Source organism: Neisseria sp. 83E34, assembly GCF_001308015.1.
GTDB lineage: Bacteria > Pseudomonadota > Gammaproteobacteria > Burkholderiales > Neisseriaceae > Neisseria.
Window position 1 is genome coordinate 38,214 of record NZ_LGYH01000004.1, and the last position, 22,098, is coordinate 60,311.

General features: G+C 43.2%; 20 protein-coding genes. 5 read left to right on the forward strand and 15 right to left on the reverse strand.

Features of this window, described 5'->3' with window-relative positions; all coding sequences use genetic code 11:
- The first annotated feature begins 301 nt into the window (after positions 1–301).
- Positions 302–2,581 carry a class 1a ribonucleoside-diphosphate reductase subunit alpha gene (gene nrdA / locus AKG09_RS05010; RefSeq protein WP_054618380.1) on the forward strand — a complete coding sequence of 760 codons (2,280 nt, stop codon included), beginning with the start codon at positions 302–304 and terminating at the stop codon, positions 2,579–2,581.
- Between the two features lie 300 nt (positions 2,582–2,881).
- On the opposite strand, the gene lpdA is transcribed toward nrdA, so the two are convergent.
- From lpdA to sdhC, 10 genes are all read right to left on the reverse strand, one after another.
- Positions 2,882–4,315 carry a dihydrolipoyl dehydrogenase gene (gene lpdA / locus AKG09_RS05015; RefSeq protein WP_054618381.1) on the reverse strand — a complete coding sequence of 478 codons (1,434 nt, stop codon included), beginning with the start codon at positions 4,313–4,315 and terminating at the stop codon, positions 2,882–2,884.
- A gap of 55 nt (positions 4,316–4,370) precedes the next feature.
- The gene (locus AKG09_RS11615; protein ID WP_082391803.1) at positions 4,371–4,622 is read right to left on the reverse strand and encodes a hypothetical protein; all 252 of its coding nucleotides are present in this window, start codon (positions 4,620–4,622) and stop codon (positions 4,371–4,373) included.
- Between the two features lie 65 nt (positions 4,623–4,687).
- Positions 4,688–5,881, reverse strand: a complete 1,194-nt coding sequence (odhB, locus tag AKG09_RS05020; protein WP_054618382.1) for a 2-oxoglutarate dehydrogenase complex dihydrolipoyllysine-residue succinyltransferase — start codon at positions 5,879–5,881, stop codon at positions 4,688–4,690.
- A 64-nt stretch (positions 5,882–5,945) separates the two neighbouring features.
- Complete coding sequence (locus tag AKG09_RS05025; RefSeq protein ID WP_054618383.1) at positions 5,946–8,780, reverse strand: 2-oxoglutarate dehydrogenase E1 component; 2,835 nt, start codon at positions 8,778–8,780, stop codon at positions 5,946–5,948.
- Positions 8,781–8,976: 196 nt separating this feature from the next.
- Complete coding sequence (gene gltA, locus AKG09_RS05030; RefSeq protein WP_054618384.1) at positions 8,977–10,260, reverse strand: citrate synthase; 1,284 nt, start codon at positions 10,258–10,260, stop codon at positions 8,977–8,979.
- A 95-nt stretch (positions 10,261–10,355) separates the two neighbouring features.
- Positions 10,356–10,604, reverse strand: coding sequence for a succinate dehydrogenase assembly factor 2 (locus AKG09_RS05035; protein ID WP_009116986.1), 249 nt, complete (start codon positions 10,602–10,604; stop codon positions 10,356–10,358).
- 2 nt (positions 10,605–10,606) lie between these two features.
- Positions 10,607–11,311 carry a succinate dehydrogenase iron-sulfur subunit gene (locus tag AKG09_RS05040; RefSeq protein WP_054618385.1) on the reverse strand — a complete coding sequence of 235 codons (705 nt, stop codon included), beginning with the start codon at positions 11,309–11,311 and terminating at the stop codon, positions 10,607–10,609.
- Between the two features lie 12 nt (positions 11,312–11,323).
- Positions 11,324–13,087, reverse strand: coding sequence for a succinate dehydrogenase flavoprotein subunit (gene sdhA / locus AKG09_RS05045; protein WP_054618530.1), 1,764 nt, complete (start codon positions 13,085–13,087; stop codon positions 11,324–11,326).
- A 2-nt stretch (positions 13,088–13,089) separates the two neighbouring features.
- Positions 13,090–13,437 (reverse strand): succinate dehydrogenase, hydrophobic membrane anchor protein, encoded by a 348-nt coding sequence (gene sdhD, locus AKG09_RS05050; RefSeq protein WP_054618386.1) that lies wholly within the window; start codon positions 13,435–13,437, stop codon positions 13,090–13,092.
- Positions 13,431–13,808, reverse strand: a complete 378-nt coding sequence (gene sdhC / locus AKG09_RS05055) for a succinate dehydrogenase, cytochrome b556 subunit (RefSeq protein WP_054618387.1) — start codon at positions 13,806–13,808, stop codon at positions 13,431–13,433. Before sdhC ends, sdhD begins: the two co-directional genes overlap by 7 nt.
- Positions 13,809–14,420: 612 nt before the next feature.
- Between sdhC and AKG09_RS05060 the strand changes: the two genes are divergently transcribed.
- Together AKG09_RS05060 and AKG09_RS05065 are read left to right on the forward strand one after the other, a co-directional pair.
- On the forward strand, positions 14,421–15,398 hold the full coding sequence (locus AKG09_RS05060) for a malate dehydrogenase (protein ID WP_054618388.1): 978 nt from the start codon (positions 14,421–14,423) through the stop codon (positions 15,396–15,398).
- A 306-nt stretch (positions 15,399–15,704) separates the two neighbouring features.
- Positions 15,705–16,073 carry a YkvA family protein gene (locus AKG09_RS05065; RefSeq protein ID WP_009116978.1) on the forward strand — a complete coding sequence of 123 codons (369 nt, stop codon included), beginning with the start codon at positions 15,705–15,707 and terminating at the stop codon, positions 16,071–16,073.
- A 78-nt stretch (positions 16,074–16,151) separates the two neighbouring features.
- Here AKG09_RS05065 and argH read toward each other — a convergent pair whose 3' ends face one another.
- Positions 16,152–17,534: an argininosuccinate lyase gene (gene argH, locus AKG09_RS05070; protein ID WP_054618389.1), complete on the reverse strand. Its 1,383-nt coding sequence runs from the start codon at positions 17,532–17,534 to the stop codon at positions 16,152–16,154.
- Positions 17,535–17,592: 58 nt separating this feature from the next.
- Between argH and AKG09_RS05075 the strand changes: the two genes are divergently transcribed.
- Positions 17,593–18,633, forward strand: a complete 1,041-nt coding sequence (locus AKG09_RS05075) for a sensor histidine kinase (RefSeq protein WP_054618390.1) — start codon at positions 17,593–17,595, stop codon at positions 18,631–18,633.
- Between the two features lie 89 nt (positions 18,634–18,722).
- On the opposite strand, the gene pth is transcribed toward AKG09_RS05075, so the two are convergent.
- From pth to lolA, 4 genes are all read right to left on the reverse strand, one after another.
- Entirely contained in the window at positions 18,723–19,298 is a 576-nt protein-coding gene (gene pth, locus AKG09_RS05080; protein WP_054618391.1) for an aminoacyl-tRNA hydrolase, read from the reverse strand.
- A gap of 22 nt (positions 19,299–19,320) precedes the next feature.
- Positions 19,321–19,623, reverse strand: coding sequence for an RnfH family protein (locus AKG09_RS05085; protein ID WP_054618392.1), 303 nt, complete (start codon positions 19,621–19,623; stop codon positions 19,321–19,323).
- The gene (locus tag AKG09_RS05090; protein ID WP_054618393.1) at positions 19,616–20,047 is read right to left on the reverse strand and encodes a type II toxin-antitoxin system RatA family toxin; all 432 of its coding nucleotides are present in this window, start codon (positions 20,045–20,047) and stop codon (positions 19,616–19,618) included. The genes AKG09_RS05085 and AKG09_RS05090 overlap by 8 nt, the downstream gene beginning before the upstream one ends.
- Before the next feature lie 95 nt (positions 20,048–20,142).
- Positions 20,143–20,751, reverse strand: a complete 609-nt coding sequence (gene lolA, locus AKG09_RS05095; protein WP_054618394.1) for an outer membrane lipoprotein chaperone LolA — start codon at positions 20,749–20,751, stop codon at positions 20,143–20,145.
- A gap of 275 nt (positions 20,752–21,026) precedes the next feature.
- Between lolA and AKG09_RS05100 the strand changes: the two genes are divergently transcribed.
- Entirely contained in the window at positions 21,027–21,875 is an 849-nt protein-coding gene (locus AKG09_RS05100; protein WP_054618395.1) for a ferritin-like domain-containing protein, read from the forward strand.
- Positions 21,876–22,098 lie beyond the last annotated feature (223 nt).

The following is a 22,098-nucleotide window of genomic DNA, read 5'->3' on the forward strand; positions in this document are numbered from 1 at the left end:
AGATTTATGTCAATGAAAAACCTTGTCGATAGACAAGGTTTTTACTTTTTGTAGTGCGTGACGCGACATAAATTTTGATTTTCAAAAATTAACAGTTATTATTTTGCTGAGCAAATATTCGGTTATGGCAAGAGTTATCGAAGTATTGATGTCTTAAGTATCATGCAAGGGAGTGTTGAACTAGGATTACAGTTTTTTGTCAAGACTGTCTAAAGCCAGAAAAATATTATATATTGTTGAAAAATAGTGTACCCATTAGAGACCTATTAAATTAATACTTGAAGTGACTTAGGATGAACTGATGAATGCAACAAGCAACCTGAAAGTGACCAAGCGTGATGGTCGTTTAGAAGAACTGAATTTAGACAAAATCCACCGTGTTATTACTTGGGCGGCGGAAGGTTTGGATAACGTTTCGGTTTCTCAGGTTGAATTGAAATCGCATATCCAGTTCTATAATGGGATACGTACAGACGATATTCATGAAACCATCATCAAGGCGGCAGCGGATTTAATTTCGGAAGAATCTCCCGACTATCAATATTTAGCAGCGCGTTTGGCCATTTTCCATTTACGCAAAATTGCTTACGGCCAATATGAGCCCCCACACTTATTCATCCATGTTTCTAAACTGGTGGCAGAAGGTAAATATGACAAACACCTTCTAGAAGACTATACCGAAGCAGAATTTAATGAGCTGAATGATTATATAGATCATGAGCGGGATATGACTTTCTCATATGCTGCTGTGAAGCAGCTTGAAGGCAAATATCTTGTACAAAACCGGGTAACACGCGAAATTTACGAAACCCCTCAGTTTTTGTACGTGTTAGTGGCTATGTGTTTATTTGCCAGATACCCTAAAGAAAGCCGCTTAAATTATGTTAAGCGTTTTTATGATGCTACCAGCCAATTTAAAATTTCATTGCCTACACCAATAATGAGCGGTGTGCGTACGCCAACACGCCAATTTAGTTCATGCGTATTGATTGAGTGTGACGACAGCTTAGATAGTATCAATGCCACTACCAGCTCAATCGTTAAATATGTTTCCCAGCGTGCAGGAATCGGCATTAATGCCGGCCGTATTCGTGGATTAGGCAGTGCGATTCGCGGAGGAGAAGCTCAGCATACAGGCTGTATTCCTTTCTTTAAAATGTTTCAGGCAGCCGTGAAATCGTGTTCTCAGGGCGGTGTGCGTGGTGGTGCCGCAACATTGTTTTATCCGCTTTGGCACCTTGAAGTGGAAAGCCTCTTGGTCTTGAAAAACAATCGGGGTGTAGAAGATAACCGTGTGCGGCATCTCGATTATGGTGTACAGATAAACCGTTTACTATATACACGTTTGATTAAGGGGGGAAATATCGCTTTATTTTCTCCTCATGAAGTTCCTGGCTTGTATGATGCATTCTTTGAAGATCAGGATGAATTTGAGCGGCTTTATACTAAGTATGAGCAAGATGAAAATATCCGTAAACGTGTTATTCCTGCGACGGACTTATTCTCCTTATTGATGCAAGAGCGAGCAAGTACCGGACGTATTTACATTCAGAATGTGGATCATTGCAATACGCATAGCCCATTTGACTCCAAGGTAGCTCCGGTTCGCCAATCAAATTTGTGTTTAGAAATAGCATTACCAACCAAACCATTGAATGACATCAATGATGAAAATGGTGAAATTGCTCTATGCACGTTGTCTGCATTTAATCTTGGCGCATTGGAAAGTTTGGATGAGCTGGAAAGCTTGGCTGATTTGGCAGTTCGCGCATTAGATGCTTTGCTTGATTATCAGGATTACCCTGTGAAAGCTGCTTATAATGCCACAATGAACCGTCGAACCTTGGGTATCGGTGTAATTAACTATGCCTATTATTTGGCTAAAAACGGAGTGAGATACAGCGATGATTCTGCCATTAATTTAACACACAGGACTTTTGAAGCTATCCAATATTATTTATTGAAAGCTTCAGTCGCTTTGGCTAAAGAATATGGTACGTGTCCTTTGTTTAAAGAAACCACTTATTCTCAAGGAAAATTGCCAATTGATACTTACAAAAAAGATTTAGACAGTATTTGCGATGAGCCGCTCCATTTAGATTGGGAGGGCTTACGTTCTGAAATTTTACAGTATGGTTTACGTAATTCCACATTAACCGCTTTGATGCCGTCAGAAACTTCCAGTCAAATAGCGAATGCAACCAATGGCATTGAGCCCCCGCGCGGGTTGGTTTCAATCAAAGCTTCTAAAGACGGAATATTAAAACAGGTTGTACCTGAATTTCAGCGTTTAAAGAATGATTATGAACTGTTATGGCAGATGAAAAATAATGATGGGTACATCAAATTAGTAGGGATTATGCAGAAGTTTGTTGATCAATCTATTTCTGCTAATACCAGCTATGACCCACAGCGTTTTGAAGGTGGTCGCGTGCCTATGAAACAAATGCTCAAAGATCTGTTGACAGCATATAAATATGGTTTGAAAACACTTTATTATCATAATACGCGCGATGGTGCGGATGATACACAAGTGGATTTACAGGATGATGGTTGTGCGGGCGGTGCTTGTAAAATTTGATGATATTGTAATATTTTTGATCAATTGGAAAAAATCATTGTAAGTATTGTTAAGGTATAGTTAAACCACTTACATAGTAACAATGTCATCATACTCGGGCTTGACCCGAGTATTTTGAATTTAGGTAATGTTGAGAAATGCTCGGTTCAAGCTCGATTATGACGTATGTATTTTTTCTTAAGTTGATTGACTATATAAGGCTTCCGTGATTTTTATTATTCCAAAAGCCCGTTAAATCTATGTTACATAGCTACAAAAAAGACCGTTCATTGAACGGTCTTTTATAATGAATATTGTAAATTATCCATGTAAAGCGCGTTTATCTACAGCTAGCGCTGCTTCATGCAATACTTCAGATAAAGTTGGGTGTGCGTGAATAATGCGGGCAATATCCTCACTGGATGCTTTGAATTCTAAACCTATAACACCTTCGGTTATTAATTCGCTAACCATTGGTCCAACCATATGTACACCTAAAATACGGTCAGTTTTTGCATCAGAGAGAATTTTTACCGTACCTTTTGCTTTGCCTAGCCCCAAAGCTCGGCCGTTTGCTCCAAAGCCTGAAGTTCCTTTTTTGTATTCTATACCTTCAGCTTTAAGCTGTTCTTCAGTTTTACCCACCCATGCAATTTCGGGGTCGGTGTAGATAACGAAAGGAATAGTGTTAGCATCTAAATGAGGTTTTTGACCAGCAATTCGTTCTGCGACAGCAACGCCTTCTTCGCTTGCTTTATGCGCTAGCATCGGACCGCGTACGACATCTCCGATTGCCCAAACATTCGGCAAATTGGTGCGGCATTCATCATCTACTTTCACAAAGCCACGTTCGTCTTTTTCCAAACCTATAGCTTCAACATTCAAACCGTCAGTATTGGGAATACGGCCAATGGAAACAATGAGTTTATCAAAAGTTTCTTTTTTGGCCTGGCCATCGGCAGTTTCATAATTGATGGTTACACCTTGCTTTTTGCTTTCGATTTCACCGATTTTTACACCCAGTTGAATATCTAAGTCTTGTTCTTTGGTGAAGTATTTGAATGCTTCTTTGGCAATCTGTTGATCTGCTACGGCCAAGAATGTGGGAAGCACTTCTAAAATAGTTACATCCGCACCCACTCGTTTCCAAACAGAACCCATTTCCAAGCCAATCACGCCGGCGCCGATAATACCAAGCTTTTTAGGTACTTTTGTTAAATTGAGGGCGCCTTCATTATCCAATACATTGATGTTATCAATAGCAATTTGAGGAAGTGGACGTGGCACAGAACCGGTAGCAACGATAACATTTTTGGCTTCAACCAAGCTTTTTTCGCCTTTATTGTCTACTTCGATTTGATACAGATCACCGTTTTTACCCTTAAATGATCCTTTACCATGAATGCTCTCGACTTTATTTTTTTTGAAGAGGAATGCGATGCCGCCGGTAAGTTTGGTAACGATGGCATCCTTGCGTTCAATCATCTTAGCTGCATCAAACTTAACGCTGCCTATATTGATACCGTGTTCGGCAAAATCATGTTGCGCAGCATGAAAATGTTCGCTTGATTGTAAAAGCGCTTTAGAAGGAATGCATCCGACATTTAAACAGGTTCCGCCAAGTGCAGGCGCGTCGCCGGCTTTATTGACACCAGCATCAATACAGGCAGTTTTAAAGCCAAGTTGTGCAGCTCGGATAGCAGCAATATAACCGCCAGGGCCAGCGCCGATTACAACAACATCATATTGAGACATAGTTTATCCTTAAAATATTTTAAATATTGGTTTTTGATATTTCGCAGCATGAAATTTAACGGCAAGTATAAGGGCTATATTCCGTAGCTTCATTACCATTTTTATCCCGAACGCGAATAATGGCGTTGGGATAGGTTTTGCATAATGTATCACGCATCATCGGAATACCAGCCTTATTCGAGGAAAGTTCGACTTTTTTTCCTAACATTCTACCTTTGGTCGTGTAAGCCGTAAGCGTGTATGCGGGGTTTGGTGTTGCGCAGGCAACTAAGGTTAGACTAGTAAATAATAAAATTAAACATTTCATGCTTGAACTCCTTTACGTAGAATTTCAGACAGGCATATTTTAAATATGCCTGTCTGAAATTGCTCTTATAAATCAAGCAGCAAACGAGTAGGATCTTCCAATAAATCTTTGATGGTAACGAGCGTTAACACAGCTTCTCTACCGTCGATGATTCGGTGGTCGTAAGATAAAGCTAAGTACATCATCGGGCGGACAACGACTTGGCCGTTTTCCACCACGGCTCGTTCTTTAGTTGCGTGCATACCTAAAATAGCAGATTGTGGCGGGTTGATGATCGGGGTAGACATCATGGAACCGAAAGTGCCGCCATTGGTGATGCTGAACGTACCACCGGTTAAATCTTCAATAGCAATTTTACCGTCTTTGGCTTTTACGGCGTAATCAACAATAGCTTTTTCGATGTCAGCGATGCTCATTTGATCCGCATCACGCAGGATGGGTACAACCAAACCACGTGGGCTGCCGATAGCGATACCGATATCGAAGTAACCATGATAAACGATATCTTTACCGTCAACGGATGCATTTACAACTGGGAATTTCTTCAAAGCTGCAACAGCTGCTTTAACAAAGAATGACATAAAGCCAAGTTTGACGCCGTGTTCTTTTTCGAATTTTTCTTTGTATTTATTACGCAAATCCATCACCGGTTTCATGTTCACTTCATTAAAGGTGGTCAGGATTGCATTTTCTTGTTGTGATGCCAGTAGACGTTCGGCAACACGGGCGCGCAGACGGCTCATCGGAACACGCTGCTCAGGACGTTCACCGACAGGTAGAGGTGCAGCCGCTGTGGAAGCTTTAGGCGCAGAAGGTGCTGCGTTTTGCACATCTTCTTTCAAAACTCGACCGTCACGACCAGAGCCTTGTACGTTGCTGATGTCTACGCCTTTTTCTGCCGCCAACTTGGCTGCAGCCGGCATAGCAACGCCGGATTGTGAAGAGGAAGCTGGAGCTGCACTAGCTTGCGCTGCTGTGGGTGGAGATTCTTGTGCGGGTGCTTCTTGAACAGAAGCAGCAGCTTCGGTATCAATTTTAGCTAAGAGCTGTTGAGTTTCAACGGTTTCACCGTCTTGTACGATAATTTCTACCAACACGCCTGCTTGAGGGGCGGGTACTTCTAATACGACTTTATCTGTTTCGATATCTACCAATACTTCATCACGAGCAACAGATTCTCCAACTTTTTTGTGCCAAGACAACAAGGTACCTTCAGTAATGCTTTCGGCAAATACAGGAACATTTACTTCAACAATCATTTTATTCTCCGGTTTTGGGTAAGCCTGTCTGAAAATGATGTTTTTCAGACAGGCATTTGTAAGATCAATTCAGGTTCATTGCATCATCAACCAACTGTTTAAGTTGGGCAACGTGCTTGCTCATATAACCAACAGCTGGTGAGGCGCTGGTCGGTCGGCCTGCATAAGATAGTTTTTGTGAAGCATTTAATACACGTTCAATGCGGTGGCGAATTTGGTGGAAGGCCCCTTGGTTGCGGGGTTCTTCCTGTGCCCACATAACTTCTTTTGCATTCGGATACTTAGCCAGTTCAGCTTGAATTTCTTCATATGGGAACGGATAAAGCTGCTCAACACGAACGATGGCAATATCATCAAGCAATTTACGCTCTTCTCGGGCAGCGGCCAAGTCATAATACACTTGACCTGCGCACAGAATGATTCGCTTCACGCTGTTATTGTTTTTACGTTGAACCATATCGCCGATAAGTGGGCGGAATTCAGAGCTTTCGGTAAAGTTTTCAAGCGGGCTCATTGAATCTTTAAAGCGCAGTAAGCGTTTAGACATAAAGATTACAAGCGGTCTGCGAAGCGATCTTAAAGATTGGCGTCTCAAAACATGGAACATTTGAGAGGCTTCTGAAAGCATAACAATTTGCATGTTTTCTTCTGAGCATAGTTGTAGCCAGCGCTCTAAACGTGCAGATGAGTGCTCCGGGCCTTGTCCGTCGTAGCCGTGTGGCAGAATGGTCGTTAAGCCGCACAAACGTCCCCACTTGGTTTCGCCTGAAGAAATAAATTGATCAATAACCACTTGTGCGCCATTGGCAAAGTCACCGAACTGAGCTTCCCAAATAACAAGTTTATTAGGTGCAGAACATGCGTAGCCGTACTCGTAGGCCATTACTGCTTCTTCGTTAAGAATGGAATCAATAACGGAAAAACTTGCTTGACCTTCACTCATATTGCGCAGAGGAATGTATGTGCCGCCATCTGACTTTTCACGATTTTGATCGTGGAATACTGCATGGCGGTGAGAGAATGTACCTCGGCCGGAGTCTTCTCCTGAAATACGGACACCGATACCATTAGTAACCAAACTTGCGTAAGCTAAAGTTTCAGCCATACCCCAATCGATCGGTTGCTCGCCGGAAGCCATGGCTTTACGGGAATCGATAACTCGTTTAATGGTGTTGTGCAAAGCAAAATTGTCAGGTATTTCAGTAAATTTATCCGCTAAGCGTTTAATATCGGCTGCAGGTAAACCACTTTCAACTTTTTCGCGCCAATCTTTGCTTTGGTATTTAGACCAATCAATACGGTGTTTGCTTTCGTAGTCGGTCAAACGGGTTTGCTCCACGTGCTCGCCTTTATCCAAGGCATCGCGGTATGTTTGAATATAGCTTTCTGCTTCTTCTTTAGTTACAACGCCTTCATTAATCAGCTTATCTGCATATAAAGCACGAGTGCCTGGATGCTGGCTAACTTTTTTATACATCATCGGTTGGGTTAATGTCGGGTCATCGCCTTCATTGTGACCAAGTTTACGATAACATACTAAATCAATAACGACATCTTTTTTGAATTGTTTTCGGTAGTCTAAAGCAGCCTGTACAACGAAACACACTGCTTCGGGATCATCTCCGTTTACATGGAATACTGGTGCTTCCACCATTTTTGCGATATCCGTACAATAAACGGTAGAGCGCACATCTCGTGTGTCTGATGTGGTAAAGCCGATCTGGTTGTTGATAACCAAATGGATAGTACCACCTGTGGTATAACCACGGGTTTTAGAAAGGTTGAATGTTGCTTGGTTGACACCCAGACCGATAAATGCAGAGTCACCATGAATCAAAACAGGAAGAACTTGTTCTTGACCGTTTTCGCCGCGACGACGTTGTTTTGCGCGTGTTGAACCTTCTACTACCGGATTTACAATTTCCAAGTGGGAAGGGTTGAATGCGAGTGAAACATGCATAGGGCCGTTTTGTGTGGCAATGTCGGAGCTAAAACCCATGTGGTATTTCACGTCACCGCTCGGCAATGTAATTGCAGCTTTGCCTTCGAATTCTGCAAATAAGTCGCTTGGTTTTTTACCTAAGGTATTAACCAATACATTTAAACGGCCACGGTGAGCCATGCCGATAATGACTTCTTCTACGCCATCTTTACCTGCATTTTGAATTAAATAATTTAAACCGGCGATTGAGCTTTCGCCACCTTCAACAGAAAAGCGTTTTTGACCGACATATTTAGTATGTAGGTAGCGCTCCAAAGTTTCAGCAGCAGTAACCTGTTTTAGAATATAGCGTTTTTGTTCGGTATTAAAAGAAGGAGTAGATAGTGTTCCTTCAAAATAATTGCGGATCCAGCGGCGCTCTTCTGTGTTGGCAATATACATATATTCCACACCGATATGCCCGCAATAGGTTTGCTTCAGTTTGCTGACGATATCAGACAAAGTCATTTTATCGTCGCCAGAGAAATCACCTTCTCCAACGCTAAAGCGTACAGCCATATCGGCATCGCTTAAACCGTGAAATTTTGGGTCGAGTGCATCAAGATTGCGAGGTGGCATGCGATTGAGTGGGTCAAGTTGCGCAGCACCTACACCTTGAATACGGTAGGCAGACATCAAACGTAATACACCAACTTGTTTTTTTAGCAGAGTTTCATCCAAGCCGCCAGTAATGGCTGCAGTGGCTTTTTGTTTTGCCAAATTAGCGAAAGACTCCTGAATCGGTCGGTGGGCAACATCACGTTCAACTGCACCGGGTTGGGCTGCCAGTTGAGAGAAATATTGCTTCCAATGATCGTTAACGGAATCCGGATCGTTCAGATAGTTCTCATAAAGCTCTTCAATATAGGGAGCATTGGAACCAAACAGATATGAAAAACTTTGTTGTTCATCCATCATAGCTATGTCTTTGCATTGAAAGTGAAAAAATTAGAATAAATCTAAAAATTGGTTTATTCGTTAGGGTGAATGGTAAGTGTGTGAATGCGATACGCTGCTAAAGTTTTTGAGTGTATTTTGATGTCAAATATAGTTTAGTTTTCAGACAGGCATTGATGATTCAAAAGTGCCTGTCTGAAAACTTATCAGTAAAATATTAACGTTTGTCTACTGGAACGAAGTCACGACGAGCCGAACCTGTGTAAAGTTGGCGTGGACGACCGATTTTTTGGTTCGGGTCGCTAATCATTTCATGCCAGTGTGAAATCCAGCCTACGGTACGAGCCAAAGCAAAGATTACAGTAAACATGGATACCGGGATACCTAAAGCAGACAGTACGATACCAGAATAGAAGTCTACGTTCGGATAGAGTTTACGCTCAATGAAGAACGGATCATTCAGAGCGATTTTCTCTAATTCCATAGCCAACTTGAACTTCGGATCATTCTCTAAGCCAAGTTCTTTCAAAACTTCATAACAAGTTTCGCGCATAATGCTAGCTCGTGGATCCATATTGCGATATACACGATGGCCGAAACCCATTAAACGGTATTTACGCTCTTTCACACCTTCCATGAAAGCAGCCACATTAGATACATCGCCGATTTCATCAAGCATTTTCAGCACGGCTTCGTTGGCTCCGCCGTGAGCAGGTCCCCACAAGCTTGCGATGCCGGCAGCAATACATGCAAATGGATTGGCACCAGATGAACCAGCTAAGCGTACAGTAGAAGTAGAGGCGTTTTGCTCATGGTCTGCGTGCAGAATAAAGATGCGATCCAAAGCTCTTACTAAAACAGGATTGGGCTCGTAAGATTCACAAGGAGTAGCGAATGTCATATACATGAAATTAGCAGTATAAGACAAGTCATTGCGAGGATAGTTAAAAGGTAAACCGTTTGAATAACGGTAGCACATCGCAGCGATTGTTGGAATCTTGGAAATCAATCGATAGATTGCAATTTTTCGGTGTTCTGGGTCAGAAATTTCCAAGCTGTCTTGGTAGAAAGCAGACAATGCGCCCACTACACCAACCATCATAGCCATCGGGTGTGCATCACGACGGAAGCCACGGAAGAACCAAGTTAATTGTTCATGTACCATGGTATGTTTTGTTACTGTGTTAACGAACTTCTCTTTTTGTTCTGCAGTTGGAAGTTCGCCGTAAATCAGTAGATAGCAGGTTTCGAGGTAATCGCTATGTTCAGCGAGTTGCTCAATGGGATAGCCACGGTAATAGAGTTGACCTTTTTCTCCGTCGATGAAGGTGATTTTCGACTCACAGCTTGCAGTAGATACAAAGCCGGGGTCAAAAGTAAACATATTTGAACCTTTTGTGAAGGTTCTGATGTCTACTACATCATGCCCTAAAGTACCTTGCAATACTGGTAACTCTAAGGTTTCTTTTCCTTCAATTTGTACTTTAACGGTTTTAGACATCTCTTAACTCCTTTATTCTTATGTTCGGGTTTTGTTGAAACCTCAGAAAGCCGCTTGGGTATATATAAATATATAATTTGTTTATATATGCCAAATCAAGCATTTCTGATTTTTTCCAGAATCAGTTTGAAATCATCGCGATCTGTTTGCTCTTTTTGATTAACCAAAGCTAAAAATTCTTGGTCTGGCAAATCTAAGATTTCCACAAATATCACAAGTTCTTCATCACTTAAGTGCTGGAATTCTGTTTCCATGAACCGCCCGAGCAAGATATCTAGCTCAAGCAGTCCACGGCGTGTGAGGAAACGGATGCGCCGTTTCGCAGATTCGTCAAAAGTTACCATATTTAGATGGCTCGTTTCAACATTATTTCTTTAATCTTACCGATAGCACGTGTCGGGTTGAGATGCTTCGGACAAACATCTACACAATTCATAATTGTGTGGCAACGGAACAACCGATATGGATCATTCAAATTATCCAAACGCTCATTGGTAATAGTGTCACGGCTATCAGCGATAAAACGATAAGCGTTTAACAAGCCTGAAGGACCGACAAATTTGTCAGGGTTCCACCAAAAAGAGGGGCAGGCAGTTGAGCAGCAAGCGCAGAGAATACATTCATACAGACCGTCCAATTCTTTACGGTCTTCCTGAGATTGTAAACGTTCACGCTCAGGTGCCGGAGTATCATTCACTACATATGGTTTGATAGAGTGATATTGTTTGAAGAATTGAGTCATATCCACAATCAAATCACGAATCACAGGCAAACCAGGCAACGGGCGCAGTATGATAGGTTGCGGCAGGCTACGAATATCCGTTAAACAGGCCAAACCATTTTTACCGTTAATGTTCATGCCATCTGAGCCGCAAATACCTTCGCGGCACGAGCGACGGAAAGAAAAACTGTCATCTTGAGCTTTGATTTTCACCATCGCATCTAACAGTTTAACGTCGGTCGGTTCAATTTCAATCTCATAATCTTTCATGTACGGCTTGGCATCCACATCAGGATTATAGCGGTACACTTTGAAACGTACTTTTTCCATGTTGTGTGTTCCTTAGTAAACGCGTTTAGCCGGCTCGATATAATCTACGGTAAGTGGTTTGGTGTGAACCGGTTTGTAATGAAGGCTGTTGTCTGCTGAATAAAACAGAGTGTGTTTCATCCAGTTTTCGTCATCGCGTTCAGGGTGGTCATCAGATGCGTGTGCGCCTCGTGATTCTTTGCGGGCTTCTGCTGAGATCAATGTAGCCTTGGCTACTTCCATCAGATTGTCCAGCTCCAAAGCTTCGATTCGGGCTGTGTTCCAAACTTGGCTTTTATCTTTGATTTCTGTGTTCTTACAGCGTTCATACAGATCCAAAACTTTGTCTACGCCTTCTTTCAGAATTGCATCGGTACGGAAAACGCCCGCGTGCAACTGCACAGTGCGTTGGAGTTCACGGCGTAATTCATCAACGTTTTCACCGCCGGATTGATTATTCAAACGATCCAAACGTTGTTTGGTAAATTCGCCAGCATTGTTTGGTAGAGGCTTCCAATCTGATTGAGTATTAATGAATTCAATCATGCTGTCACCGGCAGACTTGCCGAATACTACCAAGTCCAACAAGGAGTTGGTTCCTAAACGGTTAGCGCCGTGTACGGATGCACAAGCACATTCGCCAGCTGCGTATAAGCCTTTCACAACAACTTCAGGATTGCCGTTTTCTGGAACAACTACTTCACCTAAATAGTTGGTGGGAATACCGCCCATCATATAATGCGTGGTAGGAACAACGGGAATCGGATCTTTAATTGGATCGATGCCTGCGAATTGGATGGAAATTTCACGGATTCCAGGCAATTTTTCCATAATTTTTTCAGCACCAATGTGATCAATTTTCAGAAGAACGTGGTCTTTGTTTTTACCGCAACCGCGGCCTTCGTAAATCTCCATAGCCATAGCACGGGATACGACGTCACGTGAAGCCAAGTCTTTTACGGTTGGCGCATAGCGTTCCATAAAGCGTTCGCCGTCACAGTTCAGAAGAATGCCGCCTTCGCCGCGAACGCCTTCTGTAATCAATACGCCGGCTCCGGCCACACCTGTAGGGTGGAATTGCCAGAATTCCATATCTTCAAGGGGAATGCCGGCACGTGCGCAAATACCTAAGCCGTCACCTGTATTCATAAAGGCATTGGTTGATGAAGCGTAAATACGTCCCGCGCCACCGGTAGCAAATAATACGGCTTTTGCGTGGAAAATATATACGTCACCGGTTTCCATTTCCATTACGGTTACGCCCACAACACCCCCGTTTTCATCACGAATCAGATCAAGAGCAGTCCACTCAACGAAGAATTGGGTATTGGCACGTACATTTTGCTGATAGAGGGTATGCAACATGGCATGACCTGTGCGGTCAGCTACGGCACAAGCGCGTTCAACGGCACGTTTCCCATGTTCGGCAGTATGACCGCCGAAAGGGCGTTGGTAAATTTTGCCGCTTTCTACGCGGTCAAAAGGCATGCCCATATGTTCTAATTCAATTACGGCTTCAGGAGCGCGGCGACACATAAATTCGATGGCGTCTTGGTCTCCCAACCAGTCAGAACCTTTAACTGTGTCGTACATATGCCAATCCCAACGATCTTCTTGCACATTACCCAGTGAAGCAGAAATACCGCCTTGTGCAGCAACAGTATGTGAACGAGTCGGGAATACTTTTGATAAAACAGCGGTATTTAAACCGGCTTTGGATAATTGAAGTGCTGCGCGTAAACCAGCACCGCCGCCGCCTACAATAACGGCATCAAATTTGCGTACAGGAAAAGTCATCATTAACCCCAAATCACTTTAATTGAATAAACGGCGCAGCCCACCAACCAAACGATGGTTGCAGATTGTAGGAACAGGCGCAGACCAAACGGTTTGATATAGTCCATCCAAAGGTCGCGGATACCTACCCATGCATGTAAAAACACTGCAATAAAAGTGGTTTGGGTAAAGACTTTAACCCAAGTTTTGCCAAAAAACTGTTGCCATTCGGTGTAGTCATCAGCACCAAACATACTCAATAGAAAAAAGAAAAAGATGACGGTATAAACCAACATCACTACAGCGGTAATACGCTGCATTGCCCAATCGCGCAGGCCGTAATGAGCTCCGGCTAATTTACGGTTTACCATAATGCAACCCCCAATACCGAAGCAGACGCAATGCCTGAATAGAGTGCGATTCGAGCCGTTTTGCGGGCGGTTTGAAGCTCTAGGCCTTTGTGGGCATCCAATAATAAGAAGCGAACACCTGAGATCAAATGATGCATTAAGGCCCACAATACACCGATTAGAATAAGCTTAACAAAGAAATTATCGGCAAATGCCTTATAAGTTTCAAAGGTTTCTCCGTTGCTTAATGAACCGCTTAATAATGCCAGTAGAATCGGCAACATAATAAACAGAATAACGCCGCTGATCCGGTGCAAAATCGAAACAATCCCTGGAATTGGCAGCTTGATTTGCTGTAAATCCAGAAACACAGGTCGTTTTTTCGTCTGCATCTCAATTCCTCTTAATCAATTAATACTCAACACACTCAAAGCCACGCAGTTTCACAGCAACCGGAAAATTACAATAAACTACGTTGAGGCGTAATTTACTCTGTTTAAGTGAGATTGTGTAGTCTTTTTTGGTAAATAATTTTATGAAATTTACCAACAGCATTAAAAACTTAATGTTGTTATCTTACTGAATGAAAAAAAAGCTTAATGAGCATAATAATTTACAAGATTTTGAGCAAAATTTAAGCAATTGGGCAGATGGATTTTGTGGATGTGTTTATTCGGCATAATGTTACTCTTTATCAGCTGTTTGTAGATGATGTGTTGGAAGGTGTTTGAATAATTTTGTTAAAAATTAAATTACAAGTCCCTACATTTATTGGTATGATACACAATGTCGGATAGGCTGTACGTTTCAACGTTGGTCATTCGTTATCGTCAAAATGAAATGGAAATTGGATGTTGGCTTAACTATTTCAGCTGCGGCGGATTGTGATTGCTGCTTAAAATTTCTTTATCTATTGACATAATTACCATTAACATATGACAGAGCTTATGGTTTTGAGCTTTGTGCCTTTCAAAATAAACAATATTTACTCAGGAGAGTTTTAAATGAAAAAAGCCGTTCGTGTCGCCGTTACTGGTGCTGCTGGCCAGATTGGTTACAGCTTGTTGTTCCGCATTGCTAGTGGCGAGATGTTGGGTAAAGACCAGCCAGTAATTTTGCAGCTGCTGGATTTGCCGCAAGCACAAAATGCGGTTAAGGGTGTGATGATGGAGCTGCAAGATTGTGCATTCCCTCTGCTGGAAGGTATGGTGGCTTCTGATGATCCGGAAGTGGCGTTTAAAGATGCGGATATCGCTATTTTGGTGGGCGCGCGTCCGAGAAGCAAAGGTATGGAACGTGCTGATTTGTTGCAGGCCAATGCAGAGATTTTCACTGTTCAAGGTGCTGCATTGAATAAAGTTGCCAGCCGTGATGTGAAAGTTTTGGTAGTGGGTAATCCTGCGAATACCAATGCTTATATTGCTATGAAATCCGCTCCTGATCTGCCTGCGAAAAACTTTACTGCAATGCTGCGCTTGGATCATAACCGTGCAGCCAGCCAAATTGCTGAGAAAACCGGCAAATCAGTTAAAGATATTGAGAAACTGTGTGTATGGGGTAACCACTCTCCAACCATGTACGCAGATTATCGCTTTGCCACTATCAATGGTGAGAGCGTGAAAGACATGATTAACGATCAAGTTTGGAATGCAGAAGTGTTCCTGCCTACCGTGGGCAAACGTGGTGCCGCAATTATTGAAGCGCGCGGATTATCTTCCGCAGCTTCTGCTGCGAATGCCGCTATCGACCACATCCGTGATTGGGTTTTGGGCACAAACGGCAAATGGGTGACTATGGGTATTCCTTCTGATGGTTCTTACGGTATTCCTGAAGGCACTATGTTCGGTTTCCCGGTAACTTGTGAAAATGGCGAATACAAAATCGTTCAAGGTTTGGACATTGACAGTTTCAGCCAAGAACGCATTGACATTACTCTTAAAGAATTGGAAGAAGAAAAAGCCGGTGTGGCTCACTTGCTGTAATTTTCCGATTAATTTTTAGAAATTAAAAAATGCCTGTCTGAAAACTTTTCAGACAGGCATTTTGTTGGATAAGTAGGGTAAAAAAATCAGCATAAAATATGATGTTGAATTTTTATTGCCGTGCTTCTTTAGTATTATTTGCAACTAGTTGCTTTGGCTGAATATTAAGTTTTTCGGTTATAAATAATTATGTAAGGCTATGTGAATTTTTAATAAAGTTAATATTTTAAACTTGAAATTCAATGTCTGAAACGCTACTTATTTAGAGACATTATTTTAAGTTCAACATCATACAGAGGATAGTAAATGAACCACACTAAAAAGCCGGAAGATTTTATCCCTTCATTTCGTCGGCGCCAGCTTGATGAGCCTGGCTTTTTAAGAAAATTGGCGCGATTTGCAGCCCGGCTTGGCGGGCCAGCGGTCAAGCAGCTCTATGCATTATACTTTCTATACAAATCACCGGCCGTGCCTAAGCGTGCCAAGCTGATTATTGCAGGCGCATTAATCTATTTTTTTAGCCCGATCGATAGTATTCCTGATTTATTAGGTCCGTTGGGTTTTACCGATGATATCGCAGTGATTGCTTTGGTCTATGCGCAAATGAAAGCTTATATGACTGAAGATATTAAGGTCAGAGCGCAGAGAGCGACTGATCAGTTGTTACGTCGTTAAGTTGTCGAGTGCCTGTCTGAAAAACTGCAAGCTGTTTAAATAAAGCTTGCAGTTTTCTATGATGTTTTCATATAGGTATTAATTCGCCAGTAATTTTCTCCAACGGGCAATTTGAAAGAGAACCTGCTCCGGCGCCGTGCCTCCCAAATGATTGCGGGCATTCAGGCTGCCTTCCGGTGTGAGCACTTCATACACATCTTCTGCTATCAGAGCAGAAAAGCTTTGTAGCGTGTCTAGAGGCAATTCGCTCAAATCAACATTCTTTTCGTCCGCATGACGCACTGCTTGCGCCACCACTTCGTGGCTGTCGCGGAACGGCATGCCTTTTTTTACCAGATAATCGGCCAAATCTGTGGCAGTGGCAAATCCCTGCATCACTGCGGCACGCATATTTTCGGGTTTAACTGTAATACCTCGCACCATATCTGCATAAATTCGTAAGGTGTCAACCAAAGTATCTACGGTATCGAATAAAGGTTCTTTGTCTTCCTGATTGTCTTTGTTGTAAGCAAGCGGTTGCGATTTCATCAGCATAATCAGAGCAGTAAGATGGCCGATTACGCGCCCGGATTTCCCTCTTACTAACTCAGGTACATCCGGATTCTTTTTCTGCGGCATAATAGAAGAACCAGTACAGAAACGGTCTGCAATATCAATAAAACCGAAACGTGGGCTGATCCATAAAATCAATTCTTCACTCAAACGGCTCAAATGAACCATCAGCAAAGAGGCTGCTGCTGTGAATTCAATAGCAAAATCACGGTCAGATACGGCATCAAGTGAATTTTGGCAAATTTGTTCAAAGTCTAAGAGTTGTGCAGTAATTTCGCGTTTGATCGGGTAGGTAGTCCCTGCTAGGGCGGCAGAACCCAATGGCATGCGATTAACCCGTTTACGGCAATCGGCCATACGTTCGTCATCACGCCCAAGCATTTCAACGTAAGCCAGCATATGATGGCCGAAACTTACCGGTTGCGCCACCTGCAAGTGAGTAAAACCCGGCATCACGGTATCGGTATGCGCTTCGGCCAAATCTAACAAAGCAGATTGTAAAGCTTGAATCAGCAAGCGGATTTCGCTGATTTCATCGCGAAGCCAAAGGCGGATATCGGTTGCAACTTGGTCGTTACGGCTTCGTCCGGTGTGCAGGCGTTTTCCGGCGTTACCGATTTTATCGGTCAGGCGCCGCTCAATATTCATATGGACATCTTCAAGGTCAAGCGACCATGGCATCGTGCCGGCTTTTATCTCATTAAGGATTTCAGTCATGCCTTGTTGTATGTTGGCTACATCTTCATCGCTCAAAACGCCTGCCTGTCGAAGCATTTCGGCATGGGCTAAGGAGCCTTGGATGTCCCATTTGGCGAGCCTTTTATCAAAATCAATTGAACCGGTGTATTTTTTTACTAATTCTGACACAGGTTCGTTAAAACGACCTGACCAAGTTTTGCTATTATTCATTTTTACTTCCATAATGATGAATTATTAAAGAAACGTCACGAAGCAGACTGCCAAACTCATGCCGAATATTATACGTCACTTTCTGTCAAAATTCGCGGTGCCCAATATGCGGAATCTGGCCTCACAGGTTCGGATTATCCTGACTATTGCCGTGACTGTTTTGTTTCTGCCTCTGATTACCATTTCAGACAGGCCTTATTTTGATCAGGTTTTGGACTTAACTGACTGGGTGGCTCCGACGTTGCTGGCTATTCTGCTCAAAGGCTATCTGATGTATGACTATATCAGCAAGTTGCCGAGAGAACAGGAAGTCGTTATATCTTATCTTAGTAATCTGCTGATTTTTGTTTTGATAAATTATGTACTTTTTCAATCGCATGATAATTTTTGGGTACATTTTTGGCAGTTCAACATGACTGTGTTCGCACTGATGTTTTACGAAGCCAATAGAAGACAGTCGTTGAAACCGGCGTTGGCGGAAGCAAGATTAACTGCATTAACTGCCCGCATTCGTCCCCATTTTTTGTTTAACAGTTTGAACGCCGCTATCAGTTTAATCCGTTTGCGCCCTTACGATGCGGAAACGCTGCTGGAGAATTTGGCTAATTTATTCCGCGCACAATTACGCGACGGCAGTCAGAGCAGTACGCTTGGGCAGGAAATTGAATGGGCTCAGGAGTATATGGCGATTGAGCAGATTCGCATGGGGCCTACGCGGGTGCAGGTGATGTGGCATCATAATGCGCCGAATGATGCCGAAACGCCACATTTGTTGTTGCAGCCGCTGCTTGAGAATGCGGTATTCCACGGTATCGAGTCAACCCACCGTCCCGGTTGCATTACCGTGATTACGGAATTAAAAAACCGTTGGATCTACATTACCATTGAAAATCCTTATGTGCCGCAAGAAAGTGAATTAAACATTAAGCCGCACAAGGGCAATTCGATGGCTTTGAAAAATTTGAAAGAGCGGTTGGCATTGATGTATGACAACGATGCTACGGCGAGAACCGAGCAAACCGATGCGGTGTTTCGCATTCATATCCGATTACCTTATTATAAAAAAGCTTCTTCTTTAAACGGTTTGTTTGACGATTAATAAAGGTTTTGCTTAAAGCACAATGCCTGTCTGAAAATTTTTTCAGACAGGCATTGTGTTTGTGATTAGTTAAATTATAGCGATCAAGCTTAACTGCTGTGTAGAAAGCGCACAGCTTTTTCCAGATTGTCAGACATAACCAAAGGCAGGCCTTTGATAGATTTATGGATAGCTTCATCAATCAATTGCTTGTTTTCGCCGCTTGGTTTGTTTAGCACATAGCCGGTAACGAGATTGCGGTCTCCCGGATGGCCGATGCCCAAGCGTAATCGGTAAAAATCGGGTGTGCCGAGTTTGGCTTGAATGTCCTTCAAACCGTTGTGCCCGCCATTGCCGCCGCCGAGTTTGAAGCGGATGCGGCCACAGGCGATATCCAGTTCGTCGTGTACAACTAAAATTTCATCTGGTTTGATTTTATAAAATTGGGCAAGCGCGCCTACGGCTTTGCCGGAGAGATTCATAAATGTATTGGGTTTCAGCAGCCACACTTCACCACTTTCCGGCAAGCTGACACGAGCGACATCGCCGAAGAATTTTTTTTCTTCTTTAAACTGGGCTTTCCATGCCCAAGCCAACTCATCCAGCAGCCAAAAACCCGCATTATGACGGGTATGTTCGTATTCTTTGCCCGGATTACCCAGGCCGACAATCATTTTGATGGTCATCTTTTATCCTGTGTTAATGGTTTTATTTTCCACTATTTTTTACGGCCTGTTTGCCGGAAACACGCAAGCGACGCGCTTCTTTCGGATCAATCTGCAATGGCCGGTAAATTTCTACACGGTCTTTATCACGCAAAACCGTATCATCTTTTACTTCTTTGCCGAAAATGCCCAAGGGCGCATTGGTTAAATCAGCTTGGGGAAAGATTTCTGCTATTTCGCTTTGCAGCACAGCTTGACGTGCAGTTGTGCCGGAATCAACCTGCATGCGTTGGAGATGCTGTTGTTGCGGGGTGCCGTAAACGATTTCAATGGTGATTTTATCCATGGCGGCGATTGGCTTCTTCGATAAAAGAATCTACCAGTTTGCCGCTCAAATGATGGAAAACCGGGCTGATAAGGGTGGCCAGCAAGGGGTTGGAAAAATCATATTGCAGCTTAAATTCGATTTTGCAGGCATCATCGCCCAACGGAATGAATTTCCATGTGCCGTTTAGAGTTTTGAACGGGCCTTCCAGCAAATCCATATGGATTTCGCGTCCGGGAATGTTGTGGTTATGGGTAGCGAAAGATTGCTTAACGCCTTTGTAATCCATGAACAGGCGGGCTTTTAATTCGTTGCCTTCGCGTGAGATGATTTCGGTTTTGCCATACCAAGGCAGGAAATCCGGATAATCTTCAACGCGGTCGACCAGTTCGAACATCTGTTCGGCCGAGTGCAGAACGAGTACATTTTTTTCTACGGTTTTCATAAAGCAAAGCGTGTTTCGGCAAATTGAACAAAAGCGGGATTATAAACCAAAATGCCTGTCTGAAATGTTTTCAGACAGGCATTCTGTTTACTGAATCAGTTGCTTAATACATCTACGCCTTTAGGCGGCGTGAAGGTGAAAGTGTTGCCCGAAAAAGAGGGTTTGTTGTTTAAGTTGCTGAATTGAATGGTAGTTTGATTGCCAAAGCTGTCTTTAAGCTGCATATTGCTCAAAGCGGAGCCTTTGAAACCGATTCGGATGTATTGATAGCCGGCATTATTTTTTTTAGGCGTGGCGAGTACATAATCAATGCCGTCGGATGAACCGTCTTCTTTCAAAGCATAGCTGCTTTCAAGCGCGGTTTTGTTGGATAAGATGGCGGCCGGGCTGTCGCCGATGGTTTGGTTTTGGTTAGATTTGGTAACTTGTTTTAAATCAATGTCGTATAACCAAATGGTTTTGCCGTCACCTACGATGGTTTGCTTGTAAGGTTTGGTGTATTCCCAACGAAATAAACCCGGGCGGCGGATTTGGAAAGAGCCGCTGGCGGATTGGGTTTTCTTTTTGCTTTTCACGGTTTGGGTGAAGTTGCCGCTGATACCGTCGGAATCATTGTTAAACTGCTTCAAAGCATCAATTGCGCCCGCATGGGCTGCGCTGATGCTTAAGCTAAAAATAGTGGCAGCGGTAAAGAGTTTTTTCATTGGGGGTATCCTTTCTCTGTTCGGATGAATTTTATTGTTTGCTTGGCAAAGCATATTAAGCGATTCAGCAGAATTTACAAGGGTTTGGCCGCTTTTCAGACGGGCATTGTTTAATTGTAAAGATGCGGTTCAAATTAAAACCCTTGAAAATTCAAGCGGCAATAAAAATTGCTTTAACTTGAATTTAAACCCCTTTTACCTATGCTAAATACAACAGTATTTCAAATAATCTCTTGAGTGCCGGATAGAATAAGCAAATCCGCTATAATACAGCGATGAACAGCATTTATTCTCTTCTATATTCCGCGCTTTCAGCAAATGATGCCGACGAAAAATGCAAACTGACCAACGAAGCATTTGATGCTTGGGCGACAGGCAGTTTGACAGCTTCGGCTGATGAGCCGCCGTGTGATTTTCGTATGGCGGGGCATCCGGCAAAGCCGGAGCTGGTGCCGCCGTCTGAAGTGACACAACGCAAAATGAACACGCCGGAAGGTTATGCTGCTATGCTGCATGCGGTATGCCATATTGAATTTAATGCCATCAACCTCGCGCTGGACGCAGCTTACCGCTTCCGCAGCGTGCCACCGCAATATACCGCCGACTGGCTGCGTGTGGCGAAAGAAGAAGCTTATCATTTTGTGCTGATGCGCGATCGGCTTCGTGCGCACGGCTTTGATTACGGTGATTTTAAAGCGCACAACCATTTGTGGGACATGGCTTATAAAACGGCTTTTGATCCGTTGTTGCGTATGGCTTTGGTGCCGAGGGTTTTGGAGGCGAGGGGTTTGGATGTAACACCGGGTATCCGTGCTAAGGTGGCGCAGCGGGGAGACGAGGAAACTTGTGCGGTGCTGGATATTATTTACCGTGATGAAGTGGGGCATGTGCAGATCGGCAACCATTGGTATGTGTGGCTTTGCGAGCAACGGGGTTTGGAACCTGTGGCGCTGTTCCGTAATTTGCTGGCGCGTTACGATATGTTTATTTTTCGAGGTTATGTAAATTTAGAAGCAAGAGAGCGGGCGGGCTTCAGCCGATTTGAGTTGGACATGCTGGAGGATTTTGAAAATAGTATGAAAGCGGGCGGACAGCGGCGGAATTGGCAGAATGCTTTGAGGTGATATAGATTAGTTGAACCACTTGAGCAGTATCGTCATCTTTGGGTTAAGAGTGGGCGTGGTTTAAAGCATAGTTTATAAGTTGATTTATTATGGGATGCGCTCTAATGTATCCAATGTCGGTTTCTCAGATGCGATGCCTGTCTGAAAAATCAATTTATTCAGACAGGCATTCCTATAATTCTAACTATTTACCATTGTTCTTGAGTGATGAAAATGCCTGTCT

What these genes read in the sequence shown, in the direction of transcription:
- nrdA (WP_054618380.1), top strand. Translation starts at nt 302, where the DNA reads ATGAATGCAACAAGCAACCTGAAAGTGACCAAGCGTGATGGTCGTTTA.
- lpdA (WP_054618381.1), bottom strand. Translation starts at nt 4,315, where the DNA reads ATGTCTCAATATGATGTTGTTGTAATCGGCGCTGGCCCTGGCGGTTAT.
- AKG09_RS11615 (WP_082391803.1), bottom strand. Translation starts at nt 4,622, where the DNA reads ATGAAATGTTTAATTTTATTATTTACTAGTCTAACCTTAGTTGCCTGC.
- odhB (WP_054618382.1), bottom strand. Translation starts at nt 5,881, where the DNA reads ATGATTGTTGAAGTAAATGTTCCTGTATTTGCCGAAAGCATTACTGAA.
- AKG09_RS05025 (WP_054618383.1), bottom strand. Translation starts at nt 8,780, where the DNA reads ATGATGGATGAACAACAAAGTTTTTCATATCTGTTTGGTTCCAATGCT.
- gltA (WP_054618384.1), bottom strand. Translation starts at nt 10,260, where the DNA reads ATGTCTAAAACCGTTAAAGTACAAATTGAAGGAAAAGAAACCTTAGAG.
- AKG09_RS05035 (WP_009116986.1), bottom strand. Translation starts at nt 10,604, where the DNA reads ATGGTAACTTTTGACGAATCTGCGAAACGGCGCATCCGTTTCCTCACA.
- AKG09_RS05040 (WP_054618385.1), bottom strand. Translation starts at nt 11,311, where the DNA reads ATGGAAAAAGTACGTTTCAAAGTGTACCGCTATAATCCTGATGTGGAT.
- sdhA (WP_054618530.1), bottom strand. Translation starts at nt 13,087, where the DNA reads ATGACTTTTCCTGTACGCAAATTTGATGCCGTTATTGTAGGCGGCGGC.
- sdhD (WP_054618386.1), bottom strand. Translation starts at nt 13,437, where the DNA reads ATGGTAAACCGTAAATTAGCCGGAGCTCATTACGGCCTGCGCGATTGG.
- sdhC (WP_054618387.1), bottom strand. Translation starts at nt 13,808, where the DNA reads ATGCAGACGAAAAAACGACCTGTGTTTCTGGATTTACAGCAAATCAAG.
- AKG09_RS05060 (WP_054618388.1), top strand. Translation starts at nt 14,421, where the DNA reads ATGAAAAAAGCCGTTCGTGTCGCCGTTACTGGTGCTGCTGGCCAGATT.
- AKG09_RS05065 (WP_009116978.1), top strand. Translation starts at nt 15,705, where the DNA reads ATGAACCACACTAAAAAGCCGGAAGATTTTATCCCTTCATTTCGTCGG.
- argH (WP_054618389.1), bottom strand. Translation starts at nt 17,534, where the DNA reads ATGAATAATAGCAAAACTTGGTCAGGTCGTTTTAACGAACCTGTGTCA.
- AKG09_RS05075 (WP_054618390.1), top strand. Translation starts at nt 17,593, where the DNA reads ATGCCGAATATTATACGTCACTTTCTGTCAAAATTCGCGGTGCCCAAT.
- pth (WP_054618391.1), bottom strand. Translation starts at nt 19,298, where the DNA reads ATGACCATCAAAATGATTGTCGGCCTGGGTAATCCGGGCAAAGAATAC.
- AKG09_RS05085 (WP_054618392.1), bottom strand. Translation starts at nt 19,623, where the DNA reads ATGGATAAAATCACCATTGAAATCGTTTACGGCACCCCGCAACAACAG.
- AKG09_RS05090 (WP_054618393.1), bottom strand. Translation starts at nt 20,047, where the DNA reads ATGAAAACCGTAGAAAAAAATGTACTCGTTCTGCACTCGGCCGAACAG.
- lolA (WP_054618394.1), bottom strand. Translation starts at nt 20,751, where the DNA reads ATGAAAAAACTCTTTACCGCTGCCACTATTTTTAGCTTAAGCATCAGC.
- AKG09_RS05100 (WP_054618395.1), top strand. Translation starts at nt 21,027, where the DNA reads ATGAACAGCATTTATTCTCTTCTATATTCCGCGCTTTCAGCAAATGAT.